The organism is Ruminococcus sp. 5_1_39BFAA (genome assembly GCF_964240875.1).
Taxonomy (GTDB): Bacteria; Bacillota; Clostridia; order Lachnospirales; family Lachnospiraceae; genus Blautia_A.
Map to the genome: position 1 here is coordinate 275,940 of NZ_CAXSVO010000003.1, position 24,360 is coordinate 300,299.

Sequence of the window (24,360 nt, forward strand, 5' to 3'; positions counted from 1 at the left end):
GGCTCAACTGAAAGAGCCGCCCTTTTTGATCGCCGTTATATTTTATTTCCGGCATTCGCCGAAACCACTATCTCTCCTCGCGGAAGTAAGACAGTCCCAGACTTTCCGGAGGCTGGTTCTCCTTTTTCTTTCGGAAGCTTACCACCACCAGTACCACAATGGTAACCACATAAGGCACCATCTGTACCAGGTCGGTCACGTAGCTTGCCACCTTGATGCCCAGGATGCTTGGAAGGAACTGGTACAGCCAGTAAAGCATTCCGAAAAGATAAGCTCCCCAGATTGCATTTAACGGCTTCCAGGTGGTAAAGATAACAAGTGCCACAGCAAGCCAGCCAAGCGCCTCGATCTGCCCTGTAGTCGCCCAGATGCCCTGGTTGTAATCCAGTACATAGTACAGGCCGCCGATTCCGGAAAGACCTGCTCCGATACAGGTTGCAAGGTATTTATATTTTGTAACATTGATTCCCGCTGCATCTGCAGTACCGGGATTTTCCCCGACAGCTCGGAGATTCAATCCCACCTTTGTCTTATTCAGCACATAATGCAGAACAATGGCAATGATGATCGCTCCGTATGCAAGGAAACCGTAGGAGAATACAGTTTTGCTTATCACCCCAAACTTTGAAGAAAGGAAAGGGATTTTTTTTGAAAAGGAGGCATATGCCAGAGGCGCAGCCGTGTAGCTGGCCCCGTTCAGGATAAATACGCCGAAAAAGTTTGCCACACCCATGCCAAAGGTAGTCAGCGCCAGACCGGTTACGTTCTGGTTTGCACGCAGGGTAATAGTCAAAAAGCTGTAGATCAGACCTCCCAGCATGGATGCCACGATTGCGGCAAACAGTGCGATCAGAATACAGACCCATCCTTTTGGATCTTCTGACATTTTTTCATAATAGTAGGAGCTTGCGAATCCTGCAAAGCCGCCCAGATACATAATTCCCGGAACACCAAGGTTTAAGTTTCCCGATTTCTCCGTGATGATCTCACCCATGGAACCAAACATAATGATCGTTCCGAAAGGAATTGCCCGGATGATCCATGCAATCAAATTACTCATTTAGCGTACCTCCTTATGCTTTGAACCACGGAATATCATCCTGTAGTTGATGAAAAACTCGCTGCCCAGAATAAAGAACAGGATGATGCCTTCAATAATACTTGCCGCAAAATCATTCAGGCTGTATGCAGATGCGATCTCTGCCGCACCTCTTGACAGGAAGATCAAAAGGAAGGAGATCAGAGCCATATAGAAGGTATTAAATTTCGCCAGCCACGCCACAATAATTGCCGTAAAGCCCTGGCCTCCTGCGGAGGCTGTGGAGATAGTCTGGTCCTTTCCTGCAACGATCAGAAAGCCTGCAAGTCCGCAGATCGCACCGGAAATGATCATGGTACGGATAGTTACACGTTTTACATTGATACCTGCGTAACGCGCAGTATTCTCTGATTCACCTACTACGGAAATCTCGTAGCCCTGCTTGGAGTATTTCAGGTAAAAATACATCACAAACATCAGGATCAGCACGATCAGAATGTTGATATTATATCTCTGTCCCAGAAACTGCGGAAACCAGCCTGCCTGGGTGGACATATTCAGCTTGCCAAGGCTTGATGCCTTACCGCGCATAATGTTTGTCATACATGCCACGATGCTGGTAGCCACATAATTCATCATTAGGGTGAACAGTGTCTCATTTGTATTCCAGTATGCCTTGAAAACAGCTGGAATAAGGCCCCACACACCTCCAGCGATGATGCTGGTCAGAAACATCACCAGGAAAAGAACCGGGGTGGGAAGGCTCTGTCCGCATTTGACCATCACAAGCGCCGTAGCAAGGCCGCCCATCAAAACCTGTCCCTCTGCTCCTATGTTCCAGAAACGCATTTTAAAAGCAGGCGCAAGAGCGATACCGATACACAGAAGCGTTACCAGGTCACGCATTGCCCAGGAAAAACGGATCGAGGTCATAAAGGTTCCGTTAAACATAACGCCATATACGGCCAGCGGATTCAACCCTGTTACAGAAAAGATAAACACCGCATCCACCACCAGTGCCAGAAGAATGGCAACCGCGCGGATCACGATCTTATTTCCAATAGTGGCGCCGTCACGCTTTATGATACGCACAAACGGCTCCTTTAATTTTCTATTCTCACTGCTCATCTGCGGCACCGCCCTTCCTTAGATTTGTCATAAGAAGTCCCACTTCTTCCTTGGTAGTCGTCCGGGCATCCACGATGCCGTTTGCCTTTCCATCGCAAAGTACCAGGATCCGGTCGCACAGATCAATCAGCACATCCAGATCCTCTCCTACATAAACGACCGCAACACCGCTGCCTTTTTCTTCGTTCAGAAGGTTGTAGATCGTATAGGAGGTATTGATATCCAGACCTCTTACCGCATAAGCAGTCATCAGAACAGTCGGCTCCTCCGCAATCTCACGGCCTACCAGGACCTTCTGCACATTTCCGCCGGAAAGACGGGATACCGGCGTATTGATGCTCGGGGTAACAACCTCCAGCTCATCCTTTACCTTCTCCGCCATTTTCTTCGGAGCCTTCATATCTGTCAGGAAGGAACGTCCGCTGCCATAACTTTTCAGAAGCATGTTTCCGGTCATGCCCATGGAGCCTACCAGTCCCATACCGAGACGGTCCTCCGGAACAAAGGCAAGATGAACCCCTGCGTCCCTGATCTTTTTCGGTGTTTTTCCAACAAGCTGGAGCGGTTCGTTTTCCTTTCCTTTTTCAAAGAATTCAATACTGCTGCCCTGCGCCGTGATCTGAAGCCCTGCAATGGCTTCCAGAAGCTCCTTCTGTCCGTTTCCGGAAATACCTGCAATGCCCAGGATTTCTCCGCCGTAAGCATCAAAGCTTACATCGTCCAGCACCTTTACATTCTCCCGGTTGTACACCGTAAGATGGGAAACAGAAAGCCGTTTTACCGGGTTTACTGGCTGGGAACGCTGGATATTCAGCGCTACCTTTTTGCCCACCATCATTTCTGTCAGAGAACCTTCTGTAGCTTCTTTTGTTTCCACAGTTCCTATGTACTCTCCCTTGCGCAAAATGGCTACACGGTCAGAAATCTCCAAAACCTCGTGAAGCTTGTGGGTGATGATAATAACAGATTTATTATCTGCCTTCATATTGCGGATCACCTCGAAAAGGCGCTCTGTCTCCTGCGGTGTCAGTACAGCCGTAGGCTCATCCAGAATCAGGATGTCAGCGCCTCTGTACAGCACCTTGACAATTTCCAGAGTCTGTTTTTGGGAAACGCTCATCTCGTAAACCTTCTGATCCAGATTCAGTTCAAAATGATATTTGTCACAGATTCCCCGTGCTTTTTCCTTAACTGCCTTTAAGTCGAATTTTTCTTTTTTATCAAGACCCAACGCAATGTTTTCCGCAGCGGTGAACACATCGATCAGCTTAAAATGCTGATGGATCATACCGATTCCCAAGTCATAGGCATCCTTTGGGGAACGGATCTCAACCTGCCGCCCGTTTATCAGGATCTCTCCCTCGTCAGGAAAATAAATGCCGGAGATCATGTTCATAAGAGTCGTCTTGCCGCTTCCGTTTTCTCCCAGAAGTGCTAGGATTTCTCCCTTTCTTACATCTAAATTAACATTTTTGTTGGCAACAACTTTTCCGAATGTTTTCGTTACGCTTTTTAACTGAATCGCATACTCCAAATCGTTGTGCCTCCCTTCCCAGTATTAGTCGCTTTCATTATATATTTTTTTGCAAAAAAAGGGAAGCCTTTTTTAAGCTTCCCCTTTGAAAATCCGTTGACCAATAGTTACTGTTCTCAGTAACGATCAATACTATTATTCAACAGCCTCTGCATCCTCTGTGATGCCGTCGATACGCAGTGAGAAGTATGGAGCGCTTCTGTATACGGACTCTGCAAAATGTCCATCCTCAATAGCCTCAACTGTTTCTCCCTCATATACAACAGTTGCAGGATCTGTAGTGAAATCCAGGAAGGAAAGGTCGCATTCTGCTGTGGTAACTTCCTCGCCGCCAACTGTAAAGGTAGAGGTATCAAATACCTGCTGGGAACCATCCTGCAATTTAGCTTCCACATCTGCCACATAATCAGCAGTGCCTTCTGCGCAGGATTCGCCGAGCGCGGTGATACCAACAGCACCATCGCTGTAACCCTTGGACCAGTCTGCCTCAAGCTCTCCGCCGCCCATAACGGTTTCGATCGCATGCTTATAATATACAGCCCAGTTATTTGTGGCAGATGTAAGTGCTGCAGTCGGAGCTGTCTCCAACATGTCGATGTTGTATCCTACAGAGTAGCAGATTTTGCCGGAATCCAGAAGCTTCTGGGTAGCAGCCGGTGCTCCTGTGGAGTCTGCATGCTGTCCAACCATTACGGCTCCATTTGCAACCAGAGCCTCTGCTGCTGCGCCCTCTTTGTCAATATCAAACCAGGAGTTTGTATATTTTACTTCCATAACAACTTCCGGAACCACGCTCTTAACGCCAAGGTAGAATGCTGTATATCCGGAAACAACCTCTGCATAGCTGAATGCGCCTACATAACCGATTTTTACATTGCCGTCCGCATCAAAGCTGTCCGGCTGGGTCTCTGCGGTAAGAGTTCCGTCTTCCATCAGCTCTTTCAGCTTAAGTCCGGCTACAACACCGGATACGTAACGTGCTTCATAAACATTTGTGAATGCGTTTTTGAAATTATCTAATCCGCTGATTGCGGCAAAGTCACCTGTCATAGCAACAAATGTTGTGTCCGGATATTCCATTGCAGCCTGTACCATGTATGTCTGATGTCCATAGCTGTTGGAGATAACCAGTGAGCATCCCTGTCCCACAAGGTCTACTGCGGAATCATAGCAGGTAGAATCCTCAGGAACTTTGTACTTCCAGATGATCTGGCTGTCATCAAGGCCGATTTCTGCGGCTGCCTCTTTGATTCCCTGGATATGAGCCATAGAGTATCCTTCTGTCTCATCGCCTACGAGAATAACGCCCATTTTGAAATCCGGGTCAACCTCTACGCTGTCATCAGCGGCATAAACAACAGAAGTGAATGCGATCATGGAAATGACCATCACTGCTGCAAGAAGAAGGCTGACAACTTTTTTCATGCTTTTTTTCATAAAACTTCCTCCTTTTTTATTGCAATTTTTAACATTGCTATCGAATTCATTGTATTTTCTTTCAAAATAAATGTCAACTGTTTTTCTAAAAAACGGAGAAAAATATTAAATTCGGATATTGTTATTTTTCCGATTCTCTATGCGGAAGCTTCTGGGTGTCATGTGGTAGCGTTCCTTGAACACCCGGTGGAAATAGCTGTTGTTTTCATAGCCGACTGCTGCTATGATATCGCTGATGGGCAGATCCGTATCGCACATAAGTTCCATAGCTTTGCTTAAGCGCTTCCGCTGAAGAAGCTCCTTGAAATTGAATCCTGTGGTTTTCTTGATCATTTTGCTTAAGATGTGCATGGGCAGGTGGAGCTGGCTGCAGAGCTCCGTGAGTGTAGCGGTGCGGTACTTTTCTTCAATATACTTTAATGTTGACATGGAGATCATATTTTCGTACTGGTTCGGTACTCTCATTTCCACATACTGGACAGAATTTAACAGATATAGAAAAATAAGTCCCATAGTAGTCTGATTGATCCTGTTGTCTTCGCCCTTTCCTGTCACAAGAGAATAGATCATATTTTCCAGAAGATTTTGGATCTGCAAAACCTCAGACACCTTAAAATGCAGATATTCTCCCCTCTCCTCGTCTCTTCTCAGGACATTTACCACAAAATCAGCCAGAACATTGTTGCTGCCAGCCATGGAGTATGCTACATCGAAAAATTCCGGAAGGATCATGAAATTAATGGCAATATCATTCTCTCCTGCCGGCAGGATCTCGTGGCGGGTAAACTGATTCAGAAACAGAAGCTCTCCCTTGCGGATCGTGACCTGTTTGCCGTCTATCACATTGATGAGCTCACCTTCGCACGCATAAAGCACTTCTACATAATTGTGGCGGTGAGAGGGAAAATACACGAACCGGGTGTGGGTGCGCACCGCGATCAGCTTACCCTCCTCCAGCATCTTTCCACTGTCTACAGTGAATTCCTTTCCTGAAGTGTACAGATCCTGATCCACCTGCCCCTCCCCGTCCAGAATTCTCTGCTCCTCCTCTGTGATCTCCCTCAGCTTTTCCAATAACTCTCTCTGCATACGCCTCTGACTCCGTAACTTCAAATCAAATCCAACACTACTTATCTACTGAAAAAAGAGTGTTACTCTTTCCGTAACACTCTCTCCCTGTTTTTAGTCAAGGTGGAATACATTCTGCAGGTCAATGCTTACCGGGCTGTTATCCGGATTTGTTTCCATAATATCAGCCATGAAGTCCCACCATTTGCGGTTGATCGCCGTATCGGCACCCTTTGCCCACAGTTCTTCATCCTCAATCTCAATATATCCGAACAGAGTCAGGGTTTCCTTGTCCAGGAAAATAGTATAATTCTTTCCGCCGTGCTCGTGAATCATGTCTTTCATTTCCGGCCAGAGAAGATTATGTCTTCTCTCGTACTCTGCTTCCTGTCCCGGGAATAATTTCATTTTAAAACCTTTGATCATTACAAGCTTCCTCCTTGTTTTGCCTGAAATACTCTAAATGGGCTGAATTGTAACAGGACGGGACTTATCAAAGCCCCGTCCCATTTTTAAAAGGATTTTATCATATTTGAAAAAGCTCAGCGCCTTTTCTGTGCACTTCTTAGTACAGTTTAGCCATCTCTTCGATGTTGTCGCTGTTGAACTGCAGAGGCTCGCCAAGAACGATTTCTGTGCCGCCGTCATCAGCTTCAGTAATGGTGTAGTCGCCAAGGTCACCAGCGGTGAAGGTCTCATCCAGAGCACCTGTGATGTCTTCGCTGATCAGTGCGCTTGTTGCATATGCGCTCAGTTTACCAAGGCCCTGCATATCCCACAGATAGAAGTATGGGCAGGAATGCTCATCATCAGCACCTGTGTACTCGATCATCTCAGACGGAAGTCCAAGACCTGTCAGTTTGCAAGCGGAACCATTGTCCTGAAGATATTTAGCTGCTGCTGCGATACCAACGGTTGTAGGAGCGCAGATAACTTTCAGATCCGGATATTTCTCAAGAAGAGCTGCTGTCTGGTCTGTAGATTTCTGAGGCTCGTCATCGCCGTATGCAACTTCTACAAGCTCAAGTTTGCTGTATTTCTCATCGCCTTCCATGATGATCTTCATAGCATCGATCCATGCATTCTGGTTAGCTGCCTGAGATGTAGCGGAAAGAACTGCCCACTGGCCTTCGCCGCCTGTGATATCAAGAACTGCATCCATAAGAGCCTGTCCTACAGCAACAGTACCAGCCTGGTTTACGAATACCTGACGGCTGTCAGCGTTCGGAGCAGAGTCGAAGGAAGATACTTTGATTCCAGCGTCCATAGCTTCTTCCAGTTTTGCCTGAAGAGCGTTTACGTCGTTTGCGGAGATACAGATTGCATCGAAATCCTGAGAAATCAGGTTGTCAAGAACCTTGATCTGAGCGTCTGCTGTAGCAGTTTCAGGATAAACAACCTCTACTGTGCCGCCTTCTGCTTCAACTGTCTCTACGAAAGAAGATGCAGCGATTTCGAAGAATGCGTTACCAGCGGATTTTCCAACCAGTGCGATTTTCTGTCCGTCTGCAGCACCAGCGAATGCCGGAGTAGCTGTTGCCAGAACCATTGCTCCACAAAGAAGCGCGCTTACTAATTTTTTGTTCATGTGATGATTCCTCCCTTGGAATAATATAGTTTTTTATTTGTAACTGCTCTGTCTCATCGCAGAGCAGTTAGCAACGTGATAAGATGTGGCTTATTTTTTCTTTGCTGCCTTTTTGATCTCTCCGATGATATTCGGCAGTGCAACCGCACAGATCAGAAGGAGACCAAGGATCAACAGGATAACCTGTGCATGTACGTTTTTCTGTCCCAGACCAACACGGAGACACACGATGATGAATGCGGAAATGATACCGCCTGCCAGATTACCTTTACCACCTGTGGAGGAGATACCTCCGAATACTGCCATAGCGATGGCATCCATCTCAAAACCGTTACCGGTTGTGGTATTTGCTCCGTAAGAGGAGGATACCAGGAACAGTGCACACAGTCCGGAAACAGTTCCCATAACTGTGTAGATGATCATACGGATCTTCTGTACATGGATTCCGGAATAATATGCTGTGGTACGGTTGGTACCGATTGCATATACACGGCGTCCAAATGTGCTCTTTCCTAAAATAATTGCTGCGATCACGCCCAGGATCAGTACCAGGAACAGAATGTACGGTACACTTCCGACTTTTCCGCCGATAGCGCGGAAGCCGTCTGTGTTCGTAGCGGAAATACTTCCGCCGCTTCCCAGTACGATCTCAGCGATACCACGGAAGATGATCTGTGTAGCCAGTGTCACGATCATTGGCGGCAGCTCCTGAAACTTTGTCAGGATCAGGCCGTTTACAGCACCGCAGATGGTACCTACAACCAGTGAAGCCAGAACTACTACGATAAACGGAGCACCTGTGTTGCATACGATACAACTCATGGTTGCGGAAAGGCAAACGATAGAACCAACGGAAATATCAATCTCGCCCAGAACCAGAATGTATGCCATCGGAAGCATAAGGAATACCTCAGCCAGGTAAACCGGCATCTGACGGAGCAGGTTCTTTACGTTATAAAACTCTGAATAAAATGCACAGAAAACATTAATTAAGACAAACAGGATGACCAGAACGCCTTCCCAGCTAAATATCATCCGTTTCACCGGACTTTCCGGCACGTTGTTAATACTTCTTCCAGATTTTCCGGCCATGATTACATCTCCCTTCCTTTTAATGCATTTCTGTCGGTAATACGCTGCAGAACAACATTGACTACAACAACTACCAGGATCATGATACCCTTGATGGTGTTCTGCCACAAAGCATCGAATCCTACCAACGGAAGGGCTTTGGCGATAGTCGCCAGGATCAGAGAACCAAGGAGCGCGCCGATTACAGTACCGCGTCCACCGCTCATGCTTACACCGCCGATTACACATGCTGCAATGACATCCATCTCACCGCCCTGCTGCATATCAGGCATTGCGGATGCGTAGATAGAAACCTGAAGAGCACCGCCTAAACCGGCAAGGAAGCCCATGATCATGTAAACCATCAGTTTAATATTTTTTACATTGATACCGGAAACCTCTGCTGCGCTAGGGTTACTTCCTACAGCGTAGATCTTACGTCCTGTTCTTGTCCACTTCATAAAGATGAAGAAGATCACATAGCAAACAATGATAACCCAGATAACAGCGTTAATTCCCAGAATACTTGTTGTTGCAAAATTCTTGAAGCTTCCAAGAGCTGCTGCTCCTGCCCACTCACCACCGTTTGAAATCAGGTAGCCCATAGCACGGAACACATACATAAAGCCCATGGTCGCAATGATCGGAGGAACGTCTGCCCTGGAAATAACAAGCCCAACCAGAAGTCCGCATCCAATACCGATCAGGATGGCAATGACAAATGCCAGGAAGGTATTGGAAATATGCTCATATTTCAGAAGCATACCAATAGCCATACCGGACAGCGCCAATGTTGACATGATTGAAATATCAATACCGCCGATCAGCATAACGCACAGCATACCAAGTGCCATAACCATGGTAACTGCATTGTTTTTTACCAAATCCATCAGAGACTTTGGAGTCAGGAAGGATGGACTTTTTATCGTGATCGCTACGAAAAGCAGGATCAAAATAATCGCAAGCAGGGCCTCACGGGAACCTGTTATCTTTTTGATGAAAGATTTCTTTTCCATTATTTAGCCGCCCCCTTTACTGTTGTGCCTTTTTCCATAGCAAGTTCAAGGATTCTCTCCTGAGTTGCCTCTTCTCTGCTGAGTTCTCCGGTCTTACGGCCGTTGCACATAACGATAATACGATCCGCCATACCCAGGATCTCAGGCATTTCAGAAGAAATCAGGACAATGGCATAGCCTTTCTTTGCAAGCTCGCCCATGATAGCATAGATCTCGGCTTTCGCACCAACGTCAACACCCTTGGTCGGCTCGTCCATGATAACAACCTTCATTTCCTGGCTTAAAGCCTTGGCAACAACAACCTTCTGCTGGTTACCACCGGACAAAGAGCTTGCCGGCTGGAAAATATCAACGGCTTTTGTATCAACTTCCTCAAGAAGGTCTCTGGAAAGTTCACGTTCCTTCTTCTCGTCATTCAGGCCGCGCTTTGCATATTTGCTGATGGTCGGGAGTGTTACGTTCCGGCCCAGTCCCCAGCTCATGATAAGGCCCTGCTTCTGACGGTCCTCCGGAAGAAGGATGATACCCTTATCCATAGCCTCGGACGGTTTCTTTATATGAATCTCCTGTCCCTCCAGGTAAACCTTACCTTCATCAGGATTGGTAATTCCACATACGCTCTCCATAACCTCTGTACGTCCTGCGCCTACCAGACCGGTAAGACCCACGATCTCTCCGGCATGAACGTTAAAGGAAACATTTTTAAAGAAACCAACACGGGAGAGATTCTCGATACGCAGCATCTCTTCGCCCAGTTTTACCTTTGGTTTCGGGAACAGATCATTGATCTCACGACCAACCATGGCTTTGATCAGATCTGCATTTGTAATTCCATCTACATCATAGGTTCCGATGTACTGGGAATCACGGAATACGGTAACTCTGCTTGCCAGACGGTACATATCCTCAAAACGATGGGAAATGAAGATAATGGAAACGCCCTCTTCTTTCAGTTTATCAACAATTCTGTAAAGCTCTTCGGACTCTCTCTTTGTCAGACATGCAGTAGGCTCATCCAGGATGATGATCCTTGCATTGGTAGACAATGCTTTTGCGATCTCAACCATCTGCTGCTGGGCAACACTTAAGGTTCCCATCTCAGCAGTTGCCTTAAAGTCTGCATTCAACTGCTGCAAAAGCTTGTTTGCCTCATCGTTCATGGCTTTCCACTGGATCATATGATTTTTAATGATCTCGTGGCCCATGAAAATATTTTCTGCTACAGTTAAATCCGGATAGGACGTGGCATGCTGATAAACGGCTGCAATACCTGCTGCCTGCGCATCCCTCGGTCCCTTGAAGTCTACCTTCTGGCCATTCAGGAACATTTCGCCTTCTTCGGCTTTATGTACACCGGTAATTACTTTGATAAAGGTAGATTTACCAGCACCATTCTCGCCCATCAGTGCATGGACTTCACCGGGTTTCAACTGAAACTGTACGTTATTTAATGCCTTTACGCCCGGGAAAATCTTGGTAATGCCTTTTAATTCAAGAACATATTCAGACACAGCTCTTTCTCCTCCCTTTTCTAATCTGGTACTATTTTAACATCCGGTACCTTTTTTCGAAACGGGAAAATATTTGGAATCGGGGTAAAATTTTTTTCAATTTTACTCGTCTCCGAAAAGCATGGAATTCATATAACACTCATTAAAAAACTTGTCAGAAGACAGATTGATCTCCTCAGATACTGCTGTCAGCCTGCCGATACGCTCCTCCGAACACGCATCTCCCAGATATTCCATTGCCCCTGCCAGAGAGCTGTTTCCCACAGTTTCGATCCTGTCTCTGAATTCCTCCGGAAACATACCGATCTCCACAGCCTTGTTTTTGTCCAGCTTATAGCCGAATCCTCCTGCCAGATAAACCTTCTTCACCTGGCTCTTGTCAATTCCGTAGCATACCACCAGCGTTTCCATACCAGCCCGCACAGCTGCTTTTGCAAGCTGGATCTCTCTTACATCATCCTGGGTGAAAACGATCTCTCTGCCATCCTCTGTCTCTGCCAGCGGGTATCCGTCATCGAAATAATCATCGTCCATCAGACCGGTTACCTCAACAAGCTCTTCCTTAACCAGCTCCGCAACCGTCTCCACAACGCCTGTTCCGCAGATTCCCACCGGAGCCTTATCCTGGATCGTCATGATCTCAGGCTTATCTCCCTCTATTTTCACAGAGCAGATGGCACCTGGCACGCTTCCCATTCCCCAGGTAATGTTTCCTCCCTCAAAAGCCGGACCTGCGGCAGTGGAGGTTACCAGAATCTTATCCTTATTTCCAAGAGCCATTTCCCCGTTTGTTCCCAGGTCTACAAGAAGGCAGATCTCATCTGTCTTGTCAAATCCGCAGGCGTAAAGTCCTGACACAATATCCCCGCCTACATAAGTGGAAATGCCTGGCAAGAGGATCACCTCCGCGGACAGCTCACTGCTTCCGATTATTTCTTCATAGCTTCCTTTAATAAAGTCAATATTTACAGGTGTGAATGGAAATACGCCAAGTGTATCACAATCGTAGCCCATCAGCAGATGACCCATTGTGGTGTTGCCGCCGATAGAAACTCTTCCCACCTTTTGGGCAGGGATTCCCGCTTCTTTGACCAGTCTTTGGATTCCATTCTGTAAATCCTTACGGATGCTGGCCTGCAGCTCTTCTTTTTTGCCGTCTATGGATGCCTGGATCCTGGAGATCACGTCTGCGCCGTAAGCTCTCTGTCCGTTTATAGCAGTCACTGTATGCAGGCTCCTTTTACTGTCGCGGCCTATCAGCTCCATGGCAATGGTGGTAGTACCGATATCCACAGCAATGTCATAGCCGCTTTCCTCGGAGATTTCCCCGTTGTTTTCATTCTGGTGCTCACTGAGGATCTCAAACTGTGATTCGTCTCCCAGCTCAAAGGAAACGGTAAGCTCCTCCATGGGATAAACCTCGCAGGACAAACGCCATCCCTGTTCCAGCTCTTCTTTGGAAAAGGCTTTTTCATCCTCGGGCGTGATCAGGACTTCCCCATCCAGAACCCGGATCCCGCACTTGCCGCATCGTCCTTTTCCGCCGCAGGGCGCACTGATATAGTATCCCTCCCGGATCAGGGCTGACATAAGGGATTCCGTCCCCTTTACCACGATTTTTCTGGATTCTTCCCCTTTTTTCACCGTTACCTCAGTATCCGGGATATTCCGCATCTTACAATTTACATTGGGGCATTTCCTGCAGTCATGCTGTGCCTTGAAAACCGTTTCATCTTCTGTCAGAATAAATACCTGGCAGGATGTCTTTACCGGATCAAACATATAGCCGCTGCTGATATCAATGCCAAATCGTTTCTGTAATTCCAGGTACTCCCATGCTTTTCTCTGGGATTCCATGGAAATGTCATGAGGCGCCTCAAGCCGTTTCAGGATTCCAACGTGATGCTCGCTGCATACCTCCTGAAGCTTTTCCATCATCCGGCCCTCCAGGGAAAACAATGCTTCATCGGCAATGGCATCGCATAACATGCCTTTTACATAATCTCCTTCCTGGAAGCCTCTTGTACTGCACTGTTTGATTCCATCGCCTATGCTGATGACCGCATAGATGATAGGTGTTCCCTCCTTGTATGCCTTTGTCGCAATTTCTTTCGGCATGGTTCCCACTCCCAGGATTCCCACCGGTTCTGCAAGCGCCAGCATCTCCTCATGGATTTCGTCATACTCCTGCATCACTTCCTCGTACACCGGACTGTCCTCATAGCATTCCATTGCTTTCAGGACTGATTGTTTATTCAATTTTGCCGCAAGGCCGTCAATTTCATAAAATTTCTCCATTGAATTACCCCCATTTTACAAAAAAAGAGCTGTTACAAAAAGGCAATCGCCTTTCCTAACAGCCCCTTTGGTACTCGATTCTGTTTGACTCTTCAGTTTATATTAAGAAGCTTTTCTTGCTTCTACAGCAGCTTTTGCTGCCTCTGCAGCGGAAGTAGCATCCTCTGTATAATAGTCTGCTCCGATCTGATCAGCAAAACTCTGGTTAACCGGTGCTCCGCCTACCATTACGATATACTTGTCACGAAGTCCTTTTTCATTCAGTGCATCGACTACGCCCTGCATGTTCGGCATGGTTGTCGTAAGAAGTGCGGACATACAGATTACATCTGCTCCAACCTCTTCTGCTTTTGCAATGAAAGTATCTGCATCAACATCTGTTCCCAGATCATAGATTTCAAAACCAGCGCCCTTCATCATCATAACAACAAGATTCTTTCCGATATCATGAAGGTCACCCTTTACAGTACCGATCACTGCTTTTCCGATAGGCTCGTTTCCTACCTCTACCAGCTTCGGCTCCAGAATGGTGATTCCTGCTGTCATTGCTCTGGCTGCTACCAGAACCTCAGGTACGAAAACTTCGTTTCTCTTGAATTTTCCACCTACGATCATCATACCTGCGAGAAGTCCATCATTCAGGATCTCCTTTGCATCAACACCCTGGTTTAAAGCTTCCTCAACCAGTTTCTTAACGTTTTTTGCACGGCCTTTCTGTAAAAATTCAGAAATCTCTTCTACAATTGCTGTTGCCATTACTCTACCTCCTATGGTCGCTTTCTTTGGAGGTTCCGCAAGCCTCCAAATCTCCGCTTGTTTTTATGAATCCTATTATACCGTCAATCCCAAATTTTTTTTGATTATTTTTTAGAAAATCTATATATTTTTTTGGTTTTTTGTTGTAATATAATATTTGCAAACGCAATTTTTGTATTTTTTTTGGAATTAAGGAGAGAATTTTATGCAGCCTGTACTATATACCATCATTAAGAAGCAATCACTTCACGAACTGCTGGAAACCTTTTACCAGTGTATTGACCTTCCGATCCAGGTTCTCGATGAACATGGTGAGGTTCTGGACAGCTTTGGAAAGATCCATGAATACTGCAGCATTTTTAAGCAGTTTCTGCCCTCAACGGAATCCTGCGCCAAACTCCATTCCAACGCCGGAAAGCTTGCCATGAGCCTTGGTGAAACCTATATCTTCTCCTGCCATTCCAACCTGAATCATATTGTATTCCCCCTGTCCAATAACGGGGTTTTGCTCGGCTCCATTCTGGCAGGTCCCTTCCTGATGGACAATCCGGATTCCCTCCTGCTTTTTGACATTTCCAAAAAATACGATATTCCCACGGTCAACATTCTGGAAATGTACGATGAGGCCAACAAGCTTCCGATCATTGAGCCTGCCAGAGTTACATATATCAGCCGTTTGCTTTACTATATGTGTTCCGGTCTGGTCACGGACAGCAAGAGCAATTTTGTCCTGAATCACAATAAGCTTTCCCAGCAGTCCAAGATCAACGAATCCATCCAGATGTATAAGGCAACCACCCATATTAATCAAAAAGCCTATCCCTATGAAAAGGAAAAGGCTTTGATCACGAAGCTTAAAACAGGAGATACCGAAAAGTCCAAGGCCCTTCTCAACGATCTCCTGGGTTATGTATTTTTTGCTGAGGGCAATAATCTGGAGGTGGTAAAGTCCCGCGCCATGGAGCTTTCCTCCCTCTTATCCCGTGCTGCCATCGAAGGCGGTGCCACCAGCGATAGCATCTTAAAAATAAACAATCAATTTCTCAAGGATCTCCAGGATATTGATACTCTTGACAATCTCTGTTACAAGCTCCAGGAAACCATTGACGTCTTTACAGACTGCATGTTTAACTACATTCCCAGCAAGAGCAATGAGATTACCAAAAAGGCGATCCGCTATATTTCCAAAAACTTCACACGGAACCTTACACTGGACGATGTGGCAGGTCACGTACACCTGAATCCGGCGTATTTTTCAACCCTGTTCAAACAGTCCACAGGCTCCTCCTTCAAGGAATACCTGAACATGGTTCGGATCGAGGAGAGCAAACGTCTGCTTGCCAACACAGACTATTCCATCATTGATATCGCACTGGCAACAGGCTTTGAGGATCAGAGCTACTTTTCAAAGGTATTCAAAAAGTACACTGGCCTGACCCCTAAGCAGTACCGCTGATTTTCAGCCTGGTCCGATCTTTCCCTGCACGATCGCATGGACGGTCTCCTCCAGAAGAAGACTGCCCAACTTCAATATGCTCTCCTTTTTGGAGATTTCAATTTTCTCCATCAGCTCTCCCGTTGCCCCTCTGCTCCGCGCCTGCCGGACAGCCTTGCGGAGGGCTTCTTCTTTTGCAAATGCAAGAGCTTCCTCGTGCTCTTCAAAGACCACGGATTCCTCTCCCAAAACCATATAGTCCGGCGACGCATTCTGAAAGTTTACCGGTTTAACGATCACCTGGGCATCCACTGTTACATTCCCCACAATAGCCCCTACGGCATTTGCTACCGCGGCGTGAGGAGGAATCACCGCATGGGTTCCGAAAAGTCCGGCAACCTCATCCAGAAAAATATGGGTCGGCGCACCAATCCCTACAAATACTGCCTTTGTGCGGAAAATCGTGCCAAAAAACGCATTTTTTTCCTGACGTGCTTTTCTGTACAGTACCTTCAAAAAGTCGTCCAGATCCTTGCTTTTCTGCGTCAGGGCAAGCCCCTCATATTCAAATTCCAGCAGGATCCTTGCCAGATTGCAGAAAAGCTTTTCTGTGATCAGATCATAGACCACTCTTCCAAGCTCATCCTTGTCAATTCCGCAAGAACGCGCCACGAATTCTGCCCCATAAAGAGCGGCTTCCCGATCAAACGCCTCAAACTCTCCGCGGAGGTGCATAATATCAGTAGGCGTCAGCCCGGCCCGGAGAATAAAGCCTTCCTTTTCCAGCCTGGCTGTATTTATTTCGTAGATCTCCCTGTCCACAGCATCTGCAGCCTCTTCCAGACTGAGCGGGCCTGTTTTTAACGCCCGGCAAAGCCCCCGCTCCACCTTTGTATAGACGGTGCTTTCGGGAAGCTCTTTCTGCAGACATAAAAATTCGTGGAGGTAAAACTCGGATATCCGCTTCTCCTCCTGAAGCTTTCTCAGCTTTTCCAGCACTTCCGGATGATCCTTGGCAAGGCAGCAAAGAGGGATGATCCTGTAATCCTCCAGATAAAGATTCCCCTCATCGTCGTAGTGGACTGCTGTATCGCCGCCCAGGGCAAAGGTGTCCACATACAGCCCCTTTACAAAGGTTTTCCAGCTTCCGATCTGAATTCCGTCCTCTGCTTTTTTGGGTACTCCGTCTTTTACGATTGCCACATCTGTGGTGGTTCCTCCAATATCCACGATCACTGCATCCGGCTCTTCCGTAAGGTGGACAGCACCCACCACACTGGCTGCAGGACCGCAAAGAAGCGTCTCAACCGGACGCCTTCCTGCAAATTCCTCGTTCATCAGAGAACCATCGCTTCGCACAATAATCGTGGGCAACTCCAGATGAAAGTCCCGGAACACCTGCTTTACTGCTGCCAGAAACTCGCATATTACCGGCACAAGGCGGGCGTTTAAAAGCGCTCCTGCCCCTCTTTTCACAGCATTCAAGTCCTGGAACAGATCATGCCCCAGTATGACCGGAAGGTTCCTGTACCTTTTCACGATCTCCTCAGCTTTTTTCTCATACGCGCCGTGATGTTCCCTGGCAAAAACCTGCACGATACTCAGACCGTCACAGTTTTCCAGAAATTCCGGCAATTCCTTCTCAAAGCGCTCCCAGTCAGGCTGCTGACTTTTCTCCACGGAATGATACAGATCACATTCCAGAAGGTAAACATCCTGCGGATCATCAATTCCGTAGGAAGCATATGTTTCCTGAAAATTCTTTTTAGGAATTCCGATGAGGATCAGTTTTCCCCGTCCGCCCTTTCCCTCCACGCAGGCGTTTGTAGCCAGTGTGGTGGAAAGAGCCAGCATCCCACATTTACGCAGGTATTCCTCCGGCAGCTTCTTCAGCACATTTCCGATCCCAATTTTCAGATCTTCTTTTGTAGTCAGAGACTTACCGCTTGCCAGGACCTGCTGTTTCTCCATCTCATATACCACAGCATCCGTATAGGTGCCTCCGGTATCAATGCCGATTCCAATCATTGTCTAAATCCTTCTTTTTATTCTGGCAGCCTTCCGCCGTACAGCAGCTGCCGCTTATTTATTGTAATTCTGCTACACGCACTGGTCTATTCTGCTGACCAGATCCATGATCGAGTCCGCGTATTCAGCCAATGTTTTTCGCCAGTTTGAGAGGCATTCTCTTCCGTCTTCGGTAATACGGAACTTCATCTTATACTTATTTTCCCCTTCCCGGCTTTCGAACTTCAAAAGAAGTCCTCTTGACTCCATGACCCGGAGATATCTGTATACTCCTGTCACATCAGGTTTGTCCTGCCGGAACATGGAAAAATCACCCATTTTCTTGAAGATCCCATAGCCCGTCTCCGGTCCATCCATAAGGATCTGCAGAATGATCGGCTGAATAAACCGTTCCAGATTTCCTCCCTTACAGGCACACTTTTTTTCTTCCTGTTTCAAAACAATCCTCCAATATACTCATCAAGCCATTTCATTTTCCCGGATAATAAGGGCATTTTTCCTTTTTACATTCCTTATTATCCGAAAAGTAATGGCAGGTGATTTTTTCCGGTTTTTTTAATTCGATCCCAAGTCGCTCCTGAATGATCTCCACAGCTTCCTCAAAAGCAAGGAATCCGTTTCTTTTACAGCATCTCGGACCTTCCACAGAAGCAATGTGGATCAGGCTTCTTCCCGTAGCCTCATTCACCCACTGCCAGCTCTTGTCTGATAGCGGTGAGGTTTCCGTATAAACGCTGAGAAAGATCCCCACCCCTACACCGGCTCCGCAGTTTCCATAATAGCCGCAGAAGCCGCCAAGGACTTTCTTTGCCCTCTTTTCCGCCTCGTTCAGCATTTTTGAAAGCTTTTCTTCACTTTGACCGTCCTCACGGGCACAGGCGGTAAGCAGTACGGCTGGAAAAAGAAAGTGATGCTGGGGACAGTGCATAGGCAGGCCCTCCAAATCCATACATTCCATGGCCCATTCCCAGATGGTGCGTGTCTCCTTTTCCTCCAGAAATCCCATACATTTTTCTTTTATTGCCACGTAATAATCCATTTCGTTCCTCCTTTGCCTTTCCCCTGGATCCGGCGCCGCGGTTTCCCTTATTTTTTGGCAGGTCCAAAACTGTCAACTTTGCCGGGATACCATTTCATAGCTTCTTTAATGCTCTTTGCCGCAGGAAGTCCGTTTCCTGCCAGGACCACGATCTCATTGATCCCACTTACTTCTCTGTCATATTCCTCCATCCGGAACAGATTTCCCACACAGTCCAGAAAATAATGTTTTCCCTGAAGGCTTACAAAGCCTTTTACCCGATAGGTATCCTCCAGAAACATTTCTACAAATTTCTCCAATTCATAGGGAGTAAAAGAATCATTTATTCTTAATATGTAGCTGCGAAGGGTGATATCCTTTGTCTGGATCTCCGGTTTTTCTGTCGTCAGCGGCGGCTTTTCCATTTCCTCCAGCCATTGATCCTCGATCTTTCCAAAGCTTGTCTCAAACACCGGGATATCAGGACGGTGATCCCGGATGATCTGCCGGACATTTTCCAACTCCTCCTCGCTTGCCAGATCGGTTTTGTTGATCAGGATAATGTCGCTGATGCTGATCTGTTTTTTCACCACAGTAGCGGTACGGTATACTTTATGGAATCTTTTAGCGTCCAGAAGGCAGATGCTTCCCATATACTCAAGATTTTGGAATTTATCCTTCTGCGCCATGATCTTTCTCACGTTAGTAGGGTTGGATAACCCGGATGCCTCAATAATGATCACATCCGGCTCCTGGCTTAATGCTTTTTGCAGGACCTCCTCGAACTTGTCCAGTCTGCAGGAGCAGAAGATAGAGCCGTTGTTGATCTCATCCAGAACGGTTCCCACCTCTTTCAGAAGCTGGCCGTCGATTCCCTCTTTTCCATATTCATTTACAATAATATGAAGTCTCTGATCCTGAAAAAGCCGGATAAAATTTTTCAAAAATGTTGTCTTTCCGGCTCCAAGGAAGCCTGTCACTAAATATAATCCGGACACTTTTTCACCTCCAAAAAATGTCTCCTATAACGAACCTTTTATCAGACCATGTCTGATAACTATATTCATTATAGGAGACTTTTCCTTTTATTACTATGACTTTTTATTTATTATTTGTATTATTTTTGTGAACTGCAGGGATTACAGAACTTCCTTGATCGCTGCCTCCAGCTCTTCCTTGGACGGAACGATGGAGCTGAATTTAAGCTGACCGTTGATGTAGATGGACGGCAGGTTCTTTACGCCCATTTTCTTGCATCTGGCAATGTTTTCTTTCTCTGTAAATTTATACTCGATCATGTCAATCTGGTCGCCGAAGGTTGCCTTTGCTTCTGTAGCAGCTCCCATCATATAGGTGCAGGCTGCGCAGGTAGCGGAATCCAGGGTAAATACTTCCATGAACGGTTTTGTAAGATTGTCATAATCCGGCAGCTCGATCTCGATGTCATCATCCACTGCCACATAGTTTTTCACCATCTCACGAACCTCATCCGGCTGGGTCACTGCCTGTACAGCGCCGATGGTATTTTCTACCGGTACTGCATATGGCATATCGCATCCAGGGGAAAGGATGAAGTTTCTCTTATCCGGCATGCTGTCCAGAAGGTCGATCACATATTTCATGTTGTCCTGCTGTGTTCCGTGAAGCATAATGGTTGTCAGCGGAATATTTCCTCCGATGCAGACATTGTATTTGTCTGTGATCTCTTTTGCAGCCAGAAGGTTTACATTTTCATCCACAGAGATGGCATCCGGTTTTGTATGGCACATAACCTCGATATTTCTCGTAGCATCGCCGCAAACAAAGAAGGAGGAGCATGCTCCCAGCTCTCTGATATGTGCAAACAGCTCTGTAAACGGCTTTGTCATAAATTCCTCGAAATGGTTGGAGGAAATCTGGGAGATCAGCGGGTCTACTACCGCGATCACGTCCATTCCTGCCTCGATGTAGTAGCCAGCCATTGCTTTTGCCACCTTGCAGCAGTAATCCAGGAAGTCCTCAACAGCCTCCGGATCATCAAACATATCCATAAAAATATCATTTCCGCGAAGATGTGCAGCCAGTGTGAACGGTCCGCAGATCAGTCCGTACAGCGCAGTCTCCTCTCCCAGTGTCTCCTTTACACGCTTCATAACATCCAGGATCATGGGGATACGTCCGTCTTCCTTTGTCGGGATGGTACAGTCACATGGCGTTACCAGGTCCTCATCGTCTTCCATAGGATGAGCGGAAACAGACGGCGGTGCGTCATCTGCCCATGTCAGTTCACAGCCAAGGCACTCAGCCTCTACCTGGAGGTCAAAGATAATGGGAAGTCCGGATGGTTTGTAAAGCTTATGTACCTCCATCAGTGCGTTGTACAGGTTGTCTCCGTTGGAAAGCACCTCTCTTGCGTTGCAGCCTATCAACTGTCCGGCATGTACTCCTGCGAAGGGAACCCAGGCTACCTGCGGGGTCTCCTCATGTCTTAAGGTTGCTAAAATCAGCTCTTTTGGTGTCATTTTCATGTCCGCCTTTCTTTATTTTTTTAGTACGGTTAACTCTTAATTTCATTATAAGTTCTAAAATTTATTTTTCAATAGCTCCGGTCGAAGTGACAAATTACGTCTCAAAATTCAATAAAAACTCGCAAAAACGCAATTCTTTAGACCATGTCTAATATCTATTTTTCTCTTTCCCGAAGCATTTTGGTAATTTTTTTGGAACATATTGTAATTTTCCGCAGAATTGCTTGCTTTTCTTTCAAAATCCTCCGTTTTTCCTGATGGAATGCCTGCATTAATCTATAATTTTTTCATATTAAAAACGGAACAGCCCAGGCAGCCGCTCCGTTTTCTCTTTACTTAGGCCATCAGTCTTCCGATTTCCAGACTGACATCCTCGTATTTTCTCTCTGTTTCATTGAGATCGTTGATCTCTCCCACGATCTCCTGGTCCTTAAATACCAGGATTCTTCTGGCAAGAGTAATCATCTCCGGCATATCGGAGGAAATCAGGATAATGGACTTTCCTTCCTCCTTTGCCAGTGACCAGATCAGGTCGTGGATATACTTTTTCGCACCTACGTCTACACCCACGGTCGGCTCATCAATGATCAGGATATCGCAGTTTGCTGCCAGCCATTTTCCGATGCTGACCTTCTGCTGGTTACCACCGGAAAGACTTCCTACGCTTGTCTTTACACTGGGAGTCTTTACCTTCATTTTATTTACCATGAAGTCGATGATCTTATTTTCTTCCTTAATATCGATCTTCCGGAATTTGTTGATGATCTGGGGCAGTATAGCAATGGAAAGATTTTCTCCCACAGAGAAATCAAGAATCAGGCCTTCTTCTTTACGGTTTTCGGAAACATAGCCAATCTTATATTTTTCTATGCTGTCCTGGACCGATGTAATATGCGCTTTCTGTCCATGGACAAGGATTTCTCCGGAATCCATCTTGTCAATGCCTGCGATCAGCCTTGCCAGCTCCGTTCTTCCGGAACCAACCAGTCCATAAAAGCCTAAGATCTCGCCTTTTTTCAGTTTAAAGCTTTCGCCCTTTGCCCTTCCATAGGCAACTGCATCCTTTACCTCAAGGACCACTTCATCCTGAACATCCAGGAAGCCCATATGTTCTGTGGATTCTTCACGACCGATCATCATCTTTACAATGTCCTGGCGTGTAATTTCCTTACAGCTCTTTGTGCCTACGTATTTGCCATCCCGCAGGACAGAAATCACGTCACACAGCTCCATGACTTCCTCGATCTTGTGGGAGACAAAGATGACTCCCACGCCGTTTTCCTTCAAAACCTTTACCAGCTTGATCAGGTTATTGCTTTCATAGGTAGTCAGGGATGAGGTCGGCTCATCCAAAAGGATATACTGAGCCTGCGCCGACAGAGCTTTTGCAATCTGGATCAACTGCTTCTGGGCTGCTGTCAAATGCTGGATCTTTTCAACAGGACTGACGTCCAGCCCTACCATATCCAGATACTTTTTGGCTGTCTCATTAATCTGGTTCCAGTCAATTCTGCGCCCCTTCTGAAACTTGTCAATTCTGTCAAGCACAATATTTTCCGCAACCGTAGCTTCCGGTATGATCTGGATTTCCTGGCTTACCATACTGATCTCATGGTCTACCGCGTCTCTGTAGGATTTCATTTCAACCTTTGTTCCATCCAGGTAAACCCCACCCATATCCGGCTGGTAAATTCCTGTGATAATCTTCATCAATGTCGATTTTCCTGCACCGTTTTCACCCATCAGTGCATGAATTTCTCCCTTTTTGAAAGACAGGGAAACGTTATCCAGTGCTTTGACACCCGGAAATATCTTACTTATGTTTTTCAATTCCAGCATAGCTTTTACCTCACAATCTTCCTGTCCCTGGTGACTTTATTTTGTTAAATATGTAGTTGTAAGTTCATCCAGAATACCCTGGGTTACCTGATCCAGATCATCCTGGTATGTGTCCATGTTGTCCTTGGTCACAAGTACTGTTTTGGAATCGATAAAGTACTGGTCATCCTTTACCGTATAGCCCTCTCCCAGGTATTTCAGTGCCATACAGGAAATATAGCCATGACCGATGGAGTTCTGTGCGATGGTTGCATCAACAGTTCCGTTTTCAATTCCCTTCATAACACCGTCATCTGTATCAATACCGATTGCGTAAATGTGCTCAGCATCGCTCTGTTTTGCATAGAAATCGTCTAAGGTCTGGGTCATACCAACGCTGGAGATCATACCTGTACAGATGATACCATTGATGTTTCCAAGATTTGCAGTCAGAGCGCTCTCGATCTTGCTTACAGCCTCTTCCTGGGTCTTGATCCCTGCGATCTCCTGGATGATCTCTACATCCGGATATTTTGCAACAACTTCCTCTACACCCTCTTTACGAAGTGTGGTGTTCGGGTCCTCCAGTACCTCCAGGACGTTCAGAATGTTTCCTTTTTCACCCATCATCTGGATCAGGGCTTCTGTTGCGTCCATAGCTGCCTGTTTAACATCTGTTGCTACTGCAAAGGATGCGGTGGTCGGCTTCTCTGTATCAGTACCAAAGTTGATAATGTTTACACCCATCTTGTCATGGATTTCTTCATAAAGTCCGTTTGCTCCGGAAGCATCGCTTGGATAGATGGAGATAGCGTTTACACCCTGCGCTACCAGCGCCTCAACCTTCTCATTTTCACTTGCCTGTGTCCAGTCCGGTCCGATCTGGATGTCTACCTCTACTCCGGTGTCCTCAACAAACTGCTCAACACCTTTTTTTACCTCATCAAAATACGGATGCGGTGCAGGAGCATACCATGCGATCTTTGTTTCGTCCGCCATTACTACGGATGGAGCCACCATACCCATAACCATTGTTCCACAGACTGCCATTGCTGCAAATTTTTTGAACTTCATACCTTTTTCCTCCTTTTGGTATTTATATTTTATT

At 46.5% G+C, this 24,360-nt stretch carries 20 protein-coding genes; 1 reads left to right on the forward strand and 19 read right to left on the reverse strand.

The genetic code is table 11. The annotated features are described in order from the left end of the window. Nucleotides 1-67: 67 nt before the first annotated feature. The 12 genes from ACESZH_RS06265 to ACESZH_RS06320 form a co-directional block, all read right to left on the reverse strand. A complete protein-coding gene (locus ACESZH_RS06265; RefSeq protein WP_373213085.1) occupies nucleotides 68-1,060 on the reverse strand; it encodes an ABC transporter permease in 993 nt (330 codons plus the stop codon). Next, complete coding sequence (locus ACESZH_RS06270) at nucleotides 1,061-2,167, reverse strand: ABC transporter permease (RefSeq protein WP_373213083.1); 1,107 nt, start codon at nucleotides 2,165-2,167, stop codon at nucleotides 1,061-1,063. It abuts the gene before it with no gap. Beyond that, nucleotides 2,157-3,701 (reverse strand): ABC transporter ATP-binding protein, encoded by a 1,545-nt coding sequence (locus tag ACESZH_RS06275; protein ID WP_373213080.1) that lies wholly within the window; start codon nucleotides 3,699-3,701, stop codon nucleotides 2,157-2,159. The genes ACESZH_RS06270 and ACESZH_RS06275 overlap by 11 nt, the downstream gene beginning before the upstream one ends. A gap of 135 nt (nucleotides 3,702-3,836) precedes the next feature. Beyond that, on the reverse strand, nucleotides 3,837-5,138 hold the full coding sequence (locus tag ACESZH_RS06280) for a BMP family ABC transporter substrate-binding protein (RefSeq protein ID WP_373213078.1): 1,302 nt from the start codon (nucleotides 5,136-5,138) through the stop codon (nucleotides 3,837-3,839). A 105-nt stretch (nucleotides 5,139-5,243) separates the two neighbouring features. Further along, on the reverse strand, nucleotides 5,244-6,227 hold the full coding sequence (locus tag ACESZH_RS06285; protein WP_373213076.1) for an AraC family transcriptional regulator: 984 nt from the start codon (nucleotides 6,225-6,227) through the stop codon (nucleotides 5,244-5,246). 93 nt (nucleotides 6,228-6,320) lie between these two features. Further along, nucleotides 6,321-6,632, reverse strand: a complete 312-nt coding sequence (gene rhaM, locus ACESZH_RS06290; protein ID WP_373213074.1) for an L-rhamnose mutarotase — start codon at nucleotides 6,630-6,632, stop codon at nucleotides 6,321-6,323. Between the two features lie 139 nt (nucleotides 6,633-6,771). Continuing rightward, on the reverse strand, nucleotides 6,772-7,794 hold the full coding sequence (locus tag ACESZH_RS06295; protein ID WP_373213072.1) for a substrate-binding domain-containing protein: 1,023 nt from the start codon (nucleotides 7,792-7,794) through the stop codon (nucleotides 6,772-6,774). 90 nt (nucleotides 7,795-7,884) lie between these two features. After that, complete coding sequence (locus tag ACESZH_RS06300; RefSeq protein ID WP_373213069.1) at nucleotides 7,885-8,886, reverse strand: ABC transporter permease; 1,002 nt, start codon at nucleotides 8,884-8,886, stop codon at nucleotides 7,885-7,887. Between the two features lie 2 nt (nucleotides 8,887-8,888). Then, nucleotides 8,889-9,881 (reverse strand): ABC transporter permease, encoded by a 993-nt coding sequence (locus ACESZH_RS06305; protein WP_373213067.1) that lies wholly within the window; start codon nucleotides 9,879-9,881, stop codon nucleotides 8,889-8,891. Continuing rightward, on the reverse strand, nucleotides 9,881-11,392 hold the full coding sequence (locus ACESZH_RS06310) for a sugar ABC transporter ATP-binding protein (protein ID WP_373213065.1): 1,512 nt from the start codon (nucleotides 11,390-11,392) through the stop codon (nucleotides 9,881-9,883). Before ACESZH_RS06310 ends, ACESZH_RS06305 begins: the two co-directional genes overlap by 1 nt. Before the next feature lie 102 nt (nucleotides 11,393-11,494). Beyond that, nucleotides 11,495-13,690, reverse strand: a complete 2,196-nt coding sequence (locus ACESZH_RS06315) for an ASKHA domain-containing protein (RefSeq protein WP_373213064.1) — start codon at nucleotides 13,688-13,690, stop codon at nucleotides 11,495-11,497. A 102-nt stretch (nucleotides 13,691-13,792) separates the two neighbouring features. Next, nucleotides 13,793-14,446 carry a corrinoid protein gene (locus ACESZH_RS06320; RefSeq protein ID WP_373213062.1) on the reverse strand — a complete coding sequence of 218 codons (654 nt, stop codon included), beginning with the start codon at nucleotides 14,444-14,446 and terminating at the stop codon, nucleotides 13,793-13,795. A gap of 205 nt (nucleotides 14,447-14,651) precedes the next feature. Between ACESZH_RS06320 and ACESZH_RS06325 the strand changes: the two genes are divergently transcribed. After that, nucleotides 14,652-15,902 carry a PocR ligand-binding domain-containing protein gene (locus ACESZH_RS06325; protein ID WP_373213059.1) on the forward strand — a complete coding sequence of 417 codons (1,251 nt, stop codon included), beginning with the start codon at nucleotides 14,652-14,654 and terminating at the stop codon, nucleotides 15,900-15,902. Between the two features lie 3 nt (nucleotides 15,903-15,905). On the opposite strand, the gene ACESZH_RS06330 is transcribed toward ACESZH_RS06325, so the two are convergent. The 7 genes from ACESZH_RS06330 to ACESZH_RS06360 form a co-directional block, all read right to left on the reverse strand. Further along, nucleotides 15,906-17,909, reverse strand: coding sequence for a hydantoinase/oxoprolinase family protein (locus tag ACESZH_RS06330; RefSeq protein WP_373213058.1), 2,004 nt, complete (start codon nucleotides 17,907-17,909; stop codon nucleotides 15,906-15,908). A 72-nt stretch (nucleotides 17,910-17,981) separates the two neighbouring features. Continuing rightward, the gene (locus ACESZH_RS06335; RefSeq protein ID WP_373213057.1) at nucleotides 17,982-18,347 is read right to left on the reverse strand and encodes a PadR family transcriptional regulator; all 366 of its coding nucleotides are present in this window, start codon (nucleotides 18,345-18,347) and stop codon (nucleotides 17,982-17,984) included. 31 nt (nucleotides 18,348-18,378) lie between these two features. Further along, nucleotides 18,379-18,948: a DUF5714 domain-containing protein gene (locus ACESZH_RS06340; RefSeq protein ID WP_373213054.1), complete on the reverse strand. Its 570-nt coding sequence runs from the start codon at nucleotides 18,946-18,948 to the stop codon at nucleotides 18,379-18,381. Nucleotides 18,949-18,995: 47 nt separating this feature from the next. Beyond that, nucleotides 18,996-19,925 (reverse strand): GTP-binding protein, encoded by a 930-nt coding sequence (locus ACESZH_RS06345; protein WP_373213051.1) that lies wholly within the window; start codon nucleotides 19,923-19,925, stop codon nucleotides 18,996-18,998. Nucleotides 19,926-20,066: 141 nt separating this feature from the next. After that, nucleotides 20,067-21,428, reverse strand: coding sequence for a uroporphyrinogen decarboxylase family protein (locus ACESZH_RS06350; RefSeq protein WP_373213048.1), 1,362 nt, complete (start codon nucleotides 21,426-21,428; stop codon nucleotides 20,067-20,069). A 342-nt stretch (nucleotides 21,429-21,770) separates the two neighbouring features. Then, a complete protein-coding gene (locus ACESZH_RS06355) occupies nucleotides 21,771-23,273 on the reverse strand; it encodes a sugar ABC transporter ATP-binding protein (RefSeq protein ID WP_373213045.1) in 1,503 nt (500 codons plus the stop codon). A 36-nt stretch (nucleotides 23,274-23,309) separates the two neighbouring features. Next, a complete protein-coding gene (locus ACESZH_RS06360; protein WP_373213043.1) occupies nucleotides 23,310-24,326 on the reverse strand; it encodes a sugar ABC transporter substrate-binding protein in 1,017 nt (338 codons plus the stop codon). Between the last annotated feature and the right edge of the window lie 34 nt (nucleotides 24,327-24,360).